11 protein-coding genes are annotated in these 13890 nt (G+C 56.1%); 5 read left to right on the top strand and 6 right to left on the bottom strand.

The window, feature by feature from the left end; genetic code table 11:
- Positions 1–528 precede the first annotated feature (528 nt).
- Both K5Y32_RS13320 and arsC read left to right on the top strand, forming a co-directional pair.
- Complete coding sequence (locus tag K5Y32_RS13320) at positions 529–1992, top strand: M48 family metallopeptidase (protein WP_222184486.1); 1464 nt, start codon at positions 529–531, stop codon at positions 1990–1992.
- Between the two features lie 4 nt (positions 1993–1996).
- A complete protein-coding gene (gene arsC / locus K5Y32_RS13315; RefSeq protein ID WP_222184484.1) occupies positions 1997–2344 on the top strand; it encodes an arsenate reductase (glutaredoxin) in 348 nt (115 codons plus the stop codon).
- Here arsC and hda read toward each other — a convergent pair.
- From hda to upp, 3 genes are all read right to left on the bottom strand, one after another.
- Positions 2341–3042, bottom strand: a complete 702-nt coding sequence (gene hda, locus K5Y32_RS13310) for a DnaA inactivator Hda (protein ID WP_036649513.1) — start codon at positions 3040–3042, stop codon at positions 2341–2343. The genes arsC and hda overlap by 4 nt on opposite strands.
- Positions 3043–3135: 93 nt before the next feature.
- Positions 3136–4419 carry a uracil permease gene (gene uraA, locus K5Y32_RS13305; protein ID WP_222184482.1) on the bottom strand — a complete coding sequence of 428 codons (1284 nt, stop codon included), beginning with the start codon at positions 4417–4419 and terminating at the stop codon, positions 3136–3138.
- A 118-nt stretch (positions 4420–4537) separates the two neighbouring features.
- Positions 4538–5164, bottom strand: a complete 627-nt coding sequence (gene upp, locus K5Y32_RS13300) for a uracil phosphoribosyltransferase (protein WP_008108331.1) — start codon at positions 5162–5164, stop codon at positions 4538–4540.
- Between the two features lie 230 nt (positions 5165–5394).
- Between upp and purM the strand changes: the two genes are divergently transcribed.
- Both purM and purN read left to right on the top strand, forming a co-directional pair.
- Entirely contained in the window at positions 5395–6435 is a 1041-nt protein-coding gene (gene purM, locus K5Y32_RS13295; RefSeq protein WP_222184480.1) for a phosphoribosylformylglycinamidine cyclo-ligase, read from the top strand.
- Positions 6432–7070, top strand: coding sequence for a phosphoribosylglycinamide formyltransferase (purN, locus tag K5Y32_RS13290; RefSeq protein ID WP_222184478.1), 639 nt, complete (start codon positions 6432–6434; stop codon positions 7068–7070). Before purM ends, purN begins: the two co-directional genes overlap by 4 nt.
- Positions 7071–7179: 109 nt before the next feature.
- Here the strand turns inward: purN and pstB are convergent, their stop codons facing one another.
- From pstB to K5Y32_RS13275, 3 genes are read right to left on the bottom strand one after another with little or no spacing between them, the layout of a single operon-like run.
- Positions 7180–7947: a phosphate ABC transporter ATP-binding protein PstB gene (gene pstB, locus K5Y32_RS13285; protein ID WP_101763509.1), complete on the bottom strand. Its 768-nt coding sequence runs from the start codon at positions 7945–7947 to the stop codon at positions 7180–7182.
- 11 nt (positions 7948–7958) lie between these two features.
- On the bottom strand, positions 7959–9557 hold the full coding sequence (gene pstA, locus K5Y32_RS13280; protein ID WP_222184476.1) for a phosphate ABC transporter permease PstA: 1599 nt from the start codon (positions 9555–9557) through the stop codon (positions 7959–7961).
- The gene (locus tag K5Y32_RS13275; RefSeq protein ID WP_222184474.1) at positions 9554–11647 is read right to left on the bottom strand and encodes an ABC transporter permease subunit; all 2094 of its coding nucleotides are present in this window, start codon (positions 11645–11647) and stop codon (positions 9554–9556) included. Before K5Y32_RS13275 ends, pstA begins: the two co-directional genes overlap by 4 nt.
- A gap of 182 nt (positions 11648–11829) precedes the next feature.
- Here K5Y32_RS13275 and ppk1 point away from each other — a divergent pair, with 182 nt between their 5' ends.
- On the top strand, positions 11830–13890 hold the full coding sequence (gene ppk1, locus K5Y32_RS13270) for a polyphosphate kinase 1 (RefSeq protein WP_101763506.1): 2061 nt from the start codon (positions 11830–11832) through the stop codon (positions 13888–13890).

Below are 13890 nucleotides of genomic sequence, written 5' to 3'. Positions count from 1 at the left end.
TTTTCATTGCGTGAAAAATAATTAGCAAGGTTAATTGAAAAAGGGTTTCGATTGTCGCTTTGGCAGCAGTTGAGAAATGCGTGGCCGTGAAATTGTGATCCTAATACAGAGGGAATAAGTTTACGTGCGTTTAAAATCCGTCCGATGATAACTGTGTAGAATGCTCTGCGCGTCGTCTTCACGATTAAAAACACTGATGGATAAAGCGGGCCAACACCGCTGATTTGCCGCCGCTTTTCAGAGTAAACCTGGAAAAGTTCATGCCAAATTCAATAATTTTGAGCAACTTTACGTAACTTTAACTTTTACGAGTGAAGAAGCCTGTTTAAATCGCGGCGTGCTATTCAATTTTTTGCTGCAATTTCGTCATGCTGTAACCCTTTTTTCATTTAAAGCTGATGAATCTTCATCGTTTGCTTGTCGCCGCAGTCTGGTTAAGATAGAGCGCGTTCCGCAAAGGGAAAAATAGTGCAGAACATTTGAACCACTTACCTGTCCAATTTCGGGTGACTTTTACAGGATCAAGGCATGTTTAACCGGTTGAAAAAATCAGTGCTGGCGGCCCTTATTCCTACGCTGCTGCTGACGCCTGCGCTGAGTGCGCGCGCTGACGTTAGTGATACGCTGCCCGACATGGGCACCACAGCAGGTTCAACGCTTTCGATTAATCAGGAACTGCAGATGGGCGACTTCTACGTGCGCCAGCTGCGCGCCAGTGCGCCTCTGATTAACGATCCGCTGTTGAATCAATACATTAACGAGCTTGGTCAGCGACTGGTGGCGCATGCCAACTCGGTGCGGACGCCGTTCCACTTCTTTTTGATCCAGAACGACGAACTCAACGCCTTCGCCTTCTTTGGCGGCAACGTGGTGCTGCATTCATCGCTGTTCCGCTATACCGATAACGAAAGCCAGCTGGCGTCGGTGATGGCGCACGAAATCTCGCACGTCACGCAGCGCCATCTGGCGCGCGCCATGGAAGAGCAGCGACGCAATGCGCCGCTGACCTGGGTCGGCGCATTGGGATCGATTCTGCTGGCAATGGCCAGCCCGCAGGCCGGCATGGCGGCGTTGACCGGTACGCTGGCGGGTGCGCAGCAAGGCATTATCAGCTTTACCCAGGGCAACGAGCAGGAAGCCGACCGCATCGGTATTCAGGTTCTGCAACGCGCTGGATTCGATCCGCAAGCGATGCCGACTTTTCTGCAGAAGCTGGCGGATCAGAGTCGCTTCTCCTCCAAGCCGCCGGAAATTTTGCTGACGCACCCGTTACCCGACAGCCGGCTTGCCGATGCGCGTAACCGCGCCAACCAGATGCGTCCGGTGGTGGTGCAGTCATCGCAGGATTTCTACATGGCGAAAGTGCGCTCGCTCGGCATGTACGCCACTGGCCGCAATCAGCTGACCGATGACCTGCTGAACGAATACGCCAAAGGCAACGTGCGCGAGCAGCAGGCGGCACAGTACGGCAAAGCGATACAGTTCCTGCAGGCCAAAAGCTTTGATAGCGCCAAACGGGTGATCGCCCCGCTGCTGGCGAAGCAGCCGGATAACGTCTGGTTCCTTGATATCATGACCGACATCGACATCGGCCTGAATCAGCCGCAGCAGGCGATCGCCATGCTCAGCAGCGCCAAAGGCAGCAACAGCAATCCGGTGTTGCAGTTGAATCTGGCTAATGCCTATGTTGAAGCGAAGCAGCCCGCCAACGCCAGCCGCATCCTCAATCGCTTCACCTTTGCCCATCCAGACGATGTTAACGCCTTTGATCTGCTGGCGCAGGCCTCTGCGGCGCAGGGTTTGCGCGATGAAGAACTTTCGGCGCGCGCGGAAGGTTTGGCGCTCAACGGCCAGCTCGATCAGGCGATCTCCACCTTGAGCAGCGCCAGCGCGCAAGTGCCGCTCGGCAGCCTGAAACAAGCGCGCTATGACGCACGTATCGACCAGTTCCGTGAACTGCAGAAGCGTTTTAAGGTTTATCAAAAAGGATAAGAAGATGGTCAGCATTTATCACAACCCGCGCTGCAGCAAGAGCCGCGAAACGCTGGCGCTGTTGCAGGAGCGAGGTATCAAGCCCAATGTGGTGCTTTATCTTGAGACGCCGCCCGATGTCCCCACGCTAAAACGTCTGTTGAAACAGCTCGGCATGCACAGCGCGCGCGAACTGATGCGTCGTAAAGAGGATTTGTATCAAGAGTTGGCTTTAGCGGATAGCGCGTTAAGCGAGGCTCAGCTGCTGCAGGCGATGGTGGATCATCCGAAACTGATCGAACGCCCGATTGTGATCAAGGGCGAACAGGCGCGTATTGGTCGTCCACCCGAAGCGGTGCTGGAGATTATCTAAAGCTCCAGCGCTTCTTTAACAAAAGGAATGGTGAGTTTGCGCTGGGCGCTGATGGAGGCGCGATCGAGACGATCCAGCGTATCAAACAGCGTGCGCATCTCACGGTCGAGGCGTTTCAACAGGAAGCGCCCGACATCTTCCGGCAACTCAAAACCACGCAATCCGGCACGCAGCTGCATCGCCTGTAATTTGTCGTCATCAGAAAGCGGCTGCAAACGGTAAATCTGTCCCCAGTCGAGACGTGAAGCCAGATCCGGTAAGCCAAGATTGAGCTGGCGCGGCGGTCGATCGCCGGTTATCAGCAAACGCGTTTTACCGATTTCCAGAATGCGGTTGTAGAGATCAAAGATCGCCATTTCCCACTCCGGATCGCCCGCGATGCACTCGATATTATCAATGCACACCAGCGCCAGATTCTCCATGCCTTCCAGAACTTCCGGCACAAACCAGGTGCGCTTATCCAGCGGCACATAGCCCACCGCTTCGCCGCGCGCCGAGAGCTCCGCACAGGCGGCATGCAGCAGATGACTGCGGCCACCGCCTTCGCGCGACCAGAAATAGAGATAGCTACCGTGTTGCTGAGAGAGTGCGCCTTGCAGCGCCGCCAGCAGAGACGTGTTTTCCCCCGGCCAGAAACTGGCGAAGGTTTCATCATCGGGTAAATAGAGTGGCAATGAGAGCTGTGCCGGCGTGTTCAGAAGTACCTCAACGGATGAGCGGGCAGAAAACCGCGCAAGTTTATCACGATCTTTGCCGGAGATGAACCGGGCTTCCCTGCCCGGCTTGCAGCCTTAACTTTCGCGCTTCTCTTCAGCGTCCAACACCACTTCTTCCGGGCGCAATACGCTGATTAAACGGAAGATCAGCGCAAGACCCACGCCTACAATAGTCGCCAACGCCATACCTTTCAGCTCGGCCGCGCCGATATGCACTTTGGCACCGCTCACGCCGATGATCAGGATCACCGAGGTCAGGATCAGGTTCTGCGCTTTGTTGTAATCCACTTTCGACTCGATCAGCACACGAATACCTGATGCACCAATTACGCCGTACAGCAGCAGCGATACGCCGCCCATCACCGGCACGGGAACCGCCTGAATCGCCGCCGCCAGCTTGCCAACGCACGAGAGCAGAATGGCAAAAATCGCCGCGCCGCCAATTACCCAGGTGCTGTACACACGGGTAATCGCCATTACGCCGATGTTCTCGCCGTAAGTGGTGTTCGGCGTGGAGCCGAAGAAACCGGAGATCATGGTGGATAAACCGTTGGCGAACATTGAGCGGTGCAGGCCCGGATCGCGGATCAGATCTTTCTTCACGATATTCGCGGTGACCACCAAGTGACCCACGTGCTCGGCAATCACCACCAGCGCGGCCGGCAGAATGGTCAGCATCGCCACCCACTCAAAACGCGGCGTGTAGAAGGTTGGCAGCGCAAACCACGGCGCATTTTCCACCGCGGTCCAGTCCACAATGCCCATCGCGTATGAGAGCGCATAGCCGACCAACACGCCGACTAAAATCGGGATGATGGCGAGGAAACCACGGAACAGCACCGAACCAAACACCGTAACCGCCAGCGTCACCATCGAGATGATCACGGTTTTGCTGTCTGGCGATGCGCCGTCAGCAGGCAGCAAACCGGCCATATTCGCCGCCACGCCCGCCAGTTCCAGACCGATAACCGCGACAATCGCGCCCATCGCTGCCGGTGGGAACATCACGTCCAGCCAGCCGGTACCGGCTTTCTTGACGATCAGCGCCACAATGCAGAACAGCAAACCGCAGAGAATAAAACCGCCCAGCGCCACTTCATAACCCAGCGGCAACAGCAGCAGCACCGGCGAAATAAAGGCAAAGCTCGATCCGAGATAAGCGGGGATTTTGCCTTTACAGATAAACAGATAGAGCAGCGTTCCGACGCCGTTAAACAGCAATACCGTGGCCGGGTTGATGTGGAACAGAATCGGCACCAGCACGGTTGCGCCGAACATGGCGAACAGATGCTGCAAGCTGAGTGGAATGGTTTGTAACAGCGGTGGGCGTTCGCTCACACCAATAGCGCGACGAGTCATTATTATCCCCTATCCTCTTCGTTCTTCGAGCCATGGCTGCGTTGGCTCGAATAACTCGAGGATGACAATGTTGTGTTTTTGCCAAAAAAAAGCCGACTCTCTGGCCGGCTGGTTTCTTTTATTTGGTTCCGAAAATCTTGTCCCCGGCATCGCCGAGTCCAGGAATGATGTATCCCTTCTCGTTCAATCCCTGATCGATAGATGCGGTGTAGAGCTCCACATCCGGATGCGCTTTCTCCAGCGCGGCAATACCTTCAGGTGCGGCCACCAGCACCAGCACTTTAATGCTGGTACAACCGGCTTTTTTCAGCAGATCGATAGTAGCGATCATCGAACCGCCGGTTGCCAGCATCGGGTCGACCACCAGCGCCAGGCGCTCTTCAATGTTCGAAACCAGCTTCTGGAAATAAGGTACCGGCTCCAGCGTCTCTTCATCACGATACACGCCAACCACGCTGATACGCGCGCTTGGAACGTGCTCGAGCACGCCTTCCATCATGCCGAGGCCAGCACGCAGAATCGGAACCACCGTGATTTTTTTACCTTTGATCTGATCGATTTCAACCGGACCATTCCAGCCTTCGATGGTGACGCGCTCGGTTTCCAGATCGGCGGTGGCTTCATAGGTCAGCAAGCTGCCCACTTCCGAGGCCAGCTCGCGGAAACGCTTGGTGCTGATATCATGCTCACGCATCAGGCCCAGTTTATGTTTGACCAGCGGGTGTTTGACTTCCACGATCTTCATGATTGTTCTCCCGGAATTGAGTTGAGCTAAAAAAAAATCGCCGGATTATACCGCCTTTTCGCCGCTGCGCCACATGTCATCGGTCAATAGCCTGCTTACTCTAAGGATTGGCGAAAATCTGAGGCGATGCAAAGGCAGCATGAGATGGGACTCGCAAACGTTTGCCTGCGCTGTTAGAATTGCCGCGCTTAATTTTTGCCACCAACCGCAACTCGCGTGGGGATTCCGCAGTGACCGACAAAACCTCTCTCAGCTACAAAGACGCCGGTGTTGATATTGATGCTGGTAACGATCTGGTTGACCGTATTAAAGGCGTAGTGAAAAAAACCCGCCGCCCGGAAGTGATGGGTGGATTGGGCGGATTCGGCGCGCTCTGTGCGCTGCCGCAGAAGTACCGCGAGCCGGTGCTGGTCTCCGGAACCGATGGCGTCGGCACCAAGCTGCGTCTGGCGATGGATCTCAAACGCCACGACAGCATCGGCATTGATCTGGTCGCGATGTGTGTGAACGACCTGATTGTTCAGGGTGCTGAGCCGCTGTTCTTCCTCGATTATTACGCGACCGGCAAGCTGGATGTGGATACCGCGTCATCGGTGATCACCGGCATCGCCGAAGGTTGCTTGCAGTCGGGTTGTGCGCTGGTCGGCGGTGAAACCGCTGAAATGCCGGGCATGTACCACGGCGAAGATTACGACGTGGCGGGTTTCTGCGTCGGCGTGGTGGAAAAATCAGAGATCATTGACGGTTCGAAAGTGCAGGACGGCGACGTGCTGATCGCGCTGGGTTCCAGCGGCCCACACTCGAACGGTTATTCACTGGTGCGCAAGATTCTTGAAGTCAGCCAGACCGATCCGGCCACCAAACAGCTGGATGGCAAATCACTGGCCGATCACCTGCTGGCGCCAACCCGCATCTATGTGAAAAACATCCTTAGCCTGATCGAACAGGTTGATGTGCATGCGATTTCGCATCTGACCGGCGGCGGCTTCTGGGAAAATATCCCGCGCGTGCTGCCAGATAACGCCCAAGCGGTGCTGGAAGAGAGCAGCTGGCAGTGGCCGTCAGTGTTCAGCTGGTTGCAGCAGGCAGGCAACGTTAGCCGTCACGAAATGTACCGCACCTTTAACTGCGGCGTGGGCATGGTGATTGCGCTGAGCCCGGCAGAAGCCGATAAAGCGGTACAGCTGATGACCGACGCAGGCGAAAAAGCGTGGAAAATCGGTGTGATTAAAGCGTCTGATTCAGAAGAGCGTGTGGTTATCAACCCATGAAAAAACTGGTTGTACTGATCTCCGGCAACGGAAGCAATCTTCAGTCCATCCTCGACGCCTGCGCAAGCGGGCGTATCAACGGCAGCGTCGCTGCCGTTTTCAGTAATAAAGCCAGCGCCTATGGTTTAACGCGCGCGCGGGAAGCCAACGTCCCGCCGCATGCGTTAGCCGCCAGTGATTTTGCCGACCGTGAAGCCTTTGATCGCCAGCTGATGCAGGAGATTGATGCTTACGCGCCGGATCTGGTGGTGCTGGCCGGTTATATGCGCATCCTCAGCAGCGCTTTTGTCGCGCACTATCACGATCGTCTGGTGAATATTCATCCGTCGCTGTTGCCAAAATATCCGGGCTTACACACGCATCGTCAGGCGCTGGAAAACGGCGACGAGGAGCATGGCACCTCAGTGCATTTTGTCACTGACGAGCTGGATAGCGGACCCATTATTTTGCAAGCGCGTGTGCCGGTGTTTGCTGGCGACAGCGAAGACGAGATCAGCGCGCGCGTGCAGCATCAGGAACACGCGATCTATCCGCTGGTGATCAGCTGGTTTGTTGATGGGCGTTTGCAGATGCGTGAAGGTAAAGCATGGCTGGATGGTCAGTTATTACCGACGCAAGGCTATGCTCACGATTGAATGTTATGCACATTCCGTAGCGGCGCGATTTATCGCGCATTTCGATGGCAACATCGTGCCCATCCGGGCATTGCGCAATAAATTGCGCCGCTACGCATCGTAGACTTTTTTAACCAAACCGTCCCGTAATGTAATCTTCGGTGCGCCGCGCTTTCGGTGAGGTGAAGATTCTGTCGGTTTCGTCAAACTCAACTAATTGTCCGTTATGCATAAACGCGGTGTAATCCGACACGCGTGCCGCCTGCTGCATATTGTGCGTCACCAGCACCAGCGTGAAATGCTGCTTCAGCGTGGTCATCAACTCCTCGATCACCAGCGTTGAGATCGGATCAAGTGCCGAAGTGGGCTCATCCAGCAGCAACACTTCCGGCTCAATGGCTATGGCGCGCGCAATCACCAAACGCTGCTGCTGGCCGTTAGAGAGCGTTAATGCGTTCTGCCCCAGCTGATCTTTCACTTCGCCCCACAACGCCGCCGCACGCAGCGCACGCTCACAGGCTTCATTCAGCACGCGACGATCGCGCACGCCCTGCAAGCGCAGGCCGTAAACCACATTTTCGTAAATTGATTTCGGAAACGGATTCGGCCGCTGGAACACCATGCCAATGCGGCGACGCAGCGCGGGAAGATCCTGATTCGCCTGCATCACCGCGTAATCACCGAGCAGAATCTCGCCTTCAATGCGGCAGCGATCGATCACATCATTCATGCGATTGAAACAGCGCAGCAGCGTCGATTTGCCACAGCCGGAAGGACCAATCAACGCCGTGATGCGGTTCTTCGGAATCTGCAGATCAATGTTATTCAGCGCCTGGCGTTCGCCATACCACAGCGACAGCTGATTAACGCTAAGGGCAATGTCGTAATCGGGCGTCATCAGAAACCTTTTTAGTGCGTCATAATCCGGTAACGCTCACGCAGCCGATGGCGCAACGCCATCGCCAGCAGATTGAGCGACAGGATGATCACCACCAGCAGCAAAGCGGTGGCGTAAACCAGCGGTCGATCAGCATCGATGTTGGGGCTCTGGAACGCCAAATCGTAGATCTGAAAACCGAGGTGCATGAATTTGCGATCGAGGTGCAGATAAGGGAACACCGCATCAACCGGCAGCTCAGGCACCATCTTCACCACGCCCACCAGCATCAGCGGCGCGGTTTCTCCAGCCGCACGCGCCACCGCCAGAATCAAGCCGGTGAGCATGGCCGGTACCGCCAGCGGCAGCACCACGCGCCACAGCGTTTCCGCCTGCGTTGCGCCCAGCGCAAGCGATCCCTGACGCAGATTATCCGGAATGCGCGACAATCCCTCTTCGGTGGCAACGATCACCACCGGCAGCGTCAGCAGCGCCAGCGTCAGCGCGGCCCACAGCAAGCCCGGCGTACCAAAAGTAGGATTGGGTAAGGCGCTGGAGAAAAACAGCTGGTCGAGGGTGCCGCCAATCAGCCACACAAAGAAACCGAGGCCAAACACGCCGTAGACAATTGACGGCACGCCCGCAAGATTCACCACCGCGATGCGCACCAGCCGCGTCAGTGCATTGCGTCCGGCGTATTCGTGTAGCCATACCGCCGCGATGACGCCGAGCGGCATGACGATGATCGACATCAACAGCACCATCAGCACGGTGCCAAAAATTGCCGGAAACGCCCCGCTCTCGCCGCCACCGGAAGTCGGTGAATCGCTGACGAATTGCCAAATCTGACCGAAGAAGTGCAGCGTTTTGTTGGTTAAGGTCATGGCATTCGGATACCACGCATCCACCACCTGCGCCAATGGGATGGTGTGATCCACGCCGTTCACATCGCGCAGCACCAGCGTATCGCGCTGACTTTCGTGCTGCAGATGAGTTAACTGCTGCGCCAGCGCGTTAAAGCGGCGCTGTAACGCCGTGCGATTGGCATCAAACTCAGACTGCACTTCCAGGCTGAAGCGGCCGTTACGCTGCTGCTCATCGGCCTGCTGCTGCAGGCTTTCCAGCTGTGCATTAAGGCGCGCCATCTCAATGCGGCGGATGTTACTCGCCTGGCGCAGCTGCTCATGTACCTGCTGCAAACGCTGATGCAGCAAAGCATCGCGGCTCTGAGCGGTCATTACTTCGTTATCCTGGCGCAGCTCCACCAGCCAGCCATAAGCATTGCCGCCGTTGCGGCGCTGCAGCACCAACACATCAGCAGGACGACGGGTTTTCGCCTCGCCCTGACTGTAAAGCACGCGAAAATCCGGCGCGGCAAAGTCACGGTTGCCGGTTTTCACCACGTAGCGCCACTGTTCGCCCTGCTGCTGCTTTTGCAAGGTTTCGCCCAGCACCATCACCGCGCTGCCTTCAGGCGGCTGGAACTGATATTGATCGACCGGCTGCGGCCAGAAGGCGCGCATGCCTTGCCAGCCGAGCAAACCAATCAGCAAGGTGAACGCCAGCAGGCAAACCGCGACGGCCCCAGCGGTAAGCCAGCGCCAGCGATCGTTTTGTTTCATCGCCGTCATCCGTGGCCCTCGTGCTGGCTGTAGCGTTGGCGCAGGCGCTGACGAATCAACTCGGCGATGGTGTTGATCACCAACGTGAAGATCAACAGCAACAACGCACTGAGGAACAGAATGCGGTAATGAGCACTGCCCGCGGCGGCTTCGGGCATCTCAATGGCAATGTTGGCGGAGAGCGCACGCAGACCAGCAAATAAACCGCCTTCGCTAACCGGCGTGTTGCCGGTGGCCATCAGCACAATCATCGTCTCGCCGACGGCGCGGCCAAAGCCAATCATCAAGGCGGCGAAGATGCCCGCCGAGGCGCCCGGCAGCACCACGCGCGTCAGGGTTTGCCACGGCGTGGCGCCCAGCGCCAGCGAGCCCTGACCCAGCGCGCCCGGCACGCTGAATAGCGCATCTTCCGATAAGGTGAAAATCAGCGGCACCAGCGCAAAACCCATCGCCAGCGCGGCCACCAACAGATTGCGCTGTTCGTAATGGGCTAAACGCTCGCCAATCTCCGGCCAGAACAGCGTCGGCAGCCACAGCGTCAGCAACGTCACCACTAACAATAGCGGCAGCAGCAGAATCACTTCAAAGCCGGGACGTCGCCAGCTGGCCGGCAAACGCGGACTCAGCACGCCGCACAATAATAAGGTCGCGGCCAACACCGGCGGCAGTAGCAGCACGCCAACCAGCGCGGTGCTGATGTGCGGTGCCAGCCACACGCCAGCGATTAAACCAATCACCACGCTGGGCAGCGCGCCCATCATTTCGATCGCCGGTTTCACCCAGCGACGTAAACCCGGCGACATAAACCAGGCGGTATACATTGCGGCGGCCAGCGCCAGCGGCGTGGCAAACAGCAGCGCCAGACTGGCGGCTTTCAGCGTGCCCAGTACCAGCGGCATCAGGCTGAACTTAGCTTGATAGCTGTCGCCCGCCGCGGTGGATTGCCATACCCAATCGGCCTGCGGATAGTTTTCGTACCAGATTTTTTGCCACAGATTGCGCCAGGTGAAGTCCGGCCACGGGTTATCTAGCGCAAACTGTTGCCATTCCCCGGCGCGTTCAATGATCAAGGCATCACCGTGCGGCGCGAAGGCCAGTGCCTGAATGCCCGGTGCCAGCTGACGCGTTAAAATCGCGCCCTGCTGCTTGCTGGCGAACAGCTGAACCGTGCCCTGCGCATCGTAAGTGGCAAACACGCGGCGCTGCGGCTCCGGCGTTATTCCGCGCGCCTGCTGGCTGCCGTTGAAGGTGTGAATCTGTTGTAAGCGCGGCCCATTATTACTGGCGATAGCGAACCATTGCTGCACGCCCTGCGCATCCTGAATCAGCAAGGTGCGTCCACCGGCCAGCATATGCAGGCTTTGCGGCGGCAGATTGAGGGTTTGCGTTTCACGTAACTGTGCGCCATCAGATGTGATTTGCCACACGCGCAGCAAACGCCCGCTGCTGGCGTAAAGCAAAGAGCCATCCGGTGACAGCAGCAGATGATCGGCCTGCTGCTGCGGCAACAGGATCTGATTCACCTTTTGCTGATTTTCCAGCGTCAGCAAGCTGATGCCAGCTGCGGTTTGCGCCGCGATCAACCATTGATGGTCGTTGAGCGACGTCAACGCCATGTTACTGACCGGGCCTTGCGGTAAGCGCAGTGGACGATCGCCGAGCGGGAAGCCCCATTCGCCGCTGCCGTTGCGGATAACCGGTTGCATTAACAGCAGTTCGCCCTGCATATTGAGCAGCACGCTGCGGTTATCAAAGCTTGCGATCGCCGCATCGGGTTTGCCATTCAGCGCCAGTGCGGGAGCGGCAGGTTGACCATCAAGCGGAATAAAGCGCGCTTCGTTGCGGCTGATGCGCCAGCCTAAATGGCCGTCGCTGCCCATCGCCAGCATTGGGGCTTTGTCCCACAGCTGAATATTGGTGGTGGCATGCATTCCCGGCGCGCTAAACAGCGGCAACACCACCCAGATCAACCAGAAGAACAGCAGTAACATCAGCAGCAAAATTCCCACGCCGCAAGCTGTGACGACGCGGCGCACTAAATTATCAGTGGCGCGTCGACGACGGTCGCTAAAGTGGACGGGAATACGATTTATGCTCATGCAGGCCAGGTTACCGGTGGAAACAAGTCGCTATGTTGCCCGTAGCTGATTGATAAGACAACCTTTGACGTTGGACAAGCCTGCCATACTCTCGCCATAATGGTGACGGACACTGAGCGGTAACGCATTTTTGCGTCTTTTCCGCCGGACATTCCGTCCAGCATCAGCATCTCGGAGTCAGAATGGGTCAGGATAAGCTGTATATAGAAAAAGAATTAAGCTGGTTAAGCTTCAATGAACGTGTGTTACAGGAAGCCTCGGATAAAAGTAATCCGCTGATTGAACGCATGCGCTTCCTCGGGATTTACTCCAATAACCTCGAAGAGTTCTATAAAGTGCGCTTTGCCGATCTCAAGCGGCGAATTCTGATCAGCGAAGAGCAAGGCAAACCGACCTCTTTGCGGCATCTGTTGAAGAAAATTCAGCTGCGGGTGCAGAAATCGGATCAGGAGTTTGATGCGCTCTACAACGATCTGCTGCTGGAAATGGCGCGTAATCAGATCTTTCTGATTAACGAACGTCAACTGTCACCGAATCAGCAAGAGTGGCTGCGCTACTACTTCAAACATCAATTACGCCAGCACGTTACGCCGATTCTGATTAACCATGACACCGATCTGATCGAATTCCTGAAAGACGATTACACCTATCTGGCGGTGGAGATCATTCGCGGCGACGATATTCGTTATGCGCTGCTGGAGATCCCGTCGGATAAAGTGCCGCGCTTTATTAACTTGCCGGCTGAGTCGCCACGTCGGCGCAAGCCAATGATTCTGCTGGATAACATCCTGCGCTATTGCCTCGATGAAATTTTCAAAGGCTTCTTCGATTACGATACGCTGAACGCCTATTCGATGAAGATGACGCGCGACGCCGAATACGATCTGGTTACAGAGATGGAATCGAGCCTGCTGGAGCTGATGTCGTCGAGCCTGAAGCAGCGTCTCAATGCCGAGCCGGTCCGTTTTGTTTATCAGCGCGATATGCCGGATGCGATGGTGGAAATGCTGCGCCATAAGCTGTCGATTTCGAACTACGATTCGATTGTGCCCGGCGGCCGCTACCATAACTTTAAAGATTTCATCGGCTTCCCGAACGTTGGTAAAAGCAATCTGGAAAACCGTCCGCTGCCGCAGATTCGCCACATCGGCTTTGACGGCTTCCGCAACGGTTTCGACGCCATCCGCAATCGCGATGTGCTGCTCTACTACCCGTATCACACCTTTGAACATGTGCTGGAGCTGCTGCGTCAGGCCTCGTTCGACCCGAACGTGCTGGCGATTAAGATCAATATTTACCGCGTAGCGAAAAACTCGCGCATCATGGATGCGATGATTCACGCCGCCTATAACGGTAAGAAAGTCACGGTGGTGGTGGAACTGCAGGCGCGCTTCGATGAAGAGGCCAACATCCGCTGGGCGAAACGCCTGACCGAAGCGGGCGTGCATGTGATCTTCTCCGCGCCGGGTCTGAAAATTCACGCCAAGCTGTTCCTGATTTCGCGCCGTGAAGGCGAAGAAGTGGTGCGTTATGCGCATATCGGTACCGGGAACTTCAACGAAAAAACCGCGCGCATTTATACTGACTATTCATTGCTGACCGCCGATGCGCGCATCACCAATGAAGTGCGTCGCGTGTTCAACTTCATTGAGAATCCGTATCGTCCGGTCACCTTCGAGCATTTGCTGGTGTCACCGCAGAACTCGCGTGACGTGCTGTATAAGTTCATTGATGCCGAGATCGCCAACGCGCAGCAAGGCAATCCTGCTGGCATTACGTTGAAGATCAACAACCTGGTGGATAATGGTTTAGTTGATCGACTTTACGCCGCCTCGTCGGCAGGCGTGAAAGTGAATCTGCTGGTGCGCGGCATGTGTTCGCTGATTCCTGATTTACCGGGCATCAGTGAAAATATTCGCATTACCAGCATCGTTGACCGCTATCTCGAACACGACCGCGTCTATATTTTTGAGAACGGCGGCGAGAAAAAGGTGTTCCTCTCTTCCGCGGACTGGATGACGCGTAACATAGACCACCGCATTGAAGTAGCCGTGGCGATTCTTGATCCCCGCGTGAAGCAGCGCATATTGGACATCATCGCCATTCTGTTTAGTGATACGGTGAAAGCCCGCATCGTCGATAAAGAGCTGAGTAATCGTTATGTGCCGCGCGGCAACCGTAAAAAGGTGCGTTCGCAGCTGGCCATTTATGACTACATCAAGAAACTGGAACAACCCGAATAA

The sequence above is a fragment of the Pantoea sp. DY-15 genome, assembly GCF_019795935.1.
Lineage (GTDB): Bacteria > Pseudomonadota > Gammaproteobacteria > Enterobacterales > Enterobacteriaceae > Pantoea > Pantoea leporis.
Note: the sequence above shows the minus strand (reverse complement) of the source record. Positions and strands in the feature narration are given on the sequence as shown.

Bases quoted from the DNA above. Each gene is read 5' to 3' on its own strand.
- K5Y32_RS13320 (WP_222184486.1), top strand. From the start codon at position 529: ATGTTTAACCGGTTGAAAAAATCAGTGCTGGCGGCCCTTATTCCTACG.
- arsC (WP_222184484.1), top strand. From the start codon at position 1,997: ATGGTCAGCATTTATCACAACCCGCGCTGCAGCAAGAGCCGCGAAACG.
- uraA (WP_222184482.1), bottom strand. From the start codon at position 4,419: ATGACTCGTCGCGCTATTGGTGTGAGCGAACGCCCACCGCTGTTACAA.
- upp (WP_008108331.1), bottom strand. From the start codon at position 5,164: ATGAAGATCGTGGAAGTCAAACACCCGCTGGTCAAACATAAACTGGGC.
- purN (WP_222184478.1), top strand. From the start codon at position 6,432: ATGAAAAAACTGGTTGTACTGATCTCCGGCAACGGAAGCAATCTTCAG.
- pstB (WP_101763509.1), bottom strand. From the start codon at position 7,947: ATGACGCCCGATTACGACATTGCCCTTAGCGTTAATCAGCTGTCGCTG.
- pstA (WP_222184476.1), bottom strand. From the start codon at position 9,557: ATGACGGCGATGAAACAAAACGATCGCTGGCGCTGGCTTACCGCTGGG.
- K5Y32_RS13275 (WP_222184474.1), bottom strand. From the start codon at position 11,647: ATGAGCATAAATCGTATTCCCGTCCACTTTAGCGACCGTCGTCGACGC.
- ppk1 (WP_101763506.1), top strand. From the start codon at position 11,830: ATGGGTCAGGATAAGCTGTATATAGAAAAAGAATTAAGCTGGTTAAGC.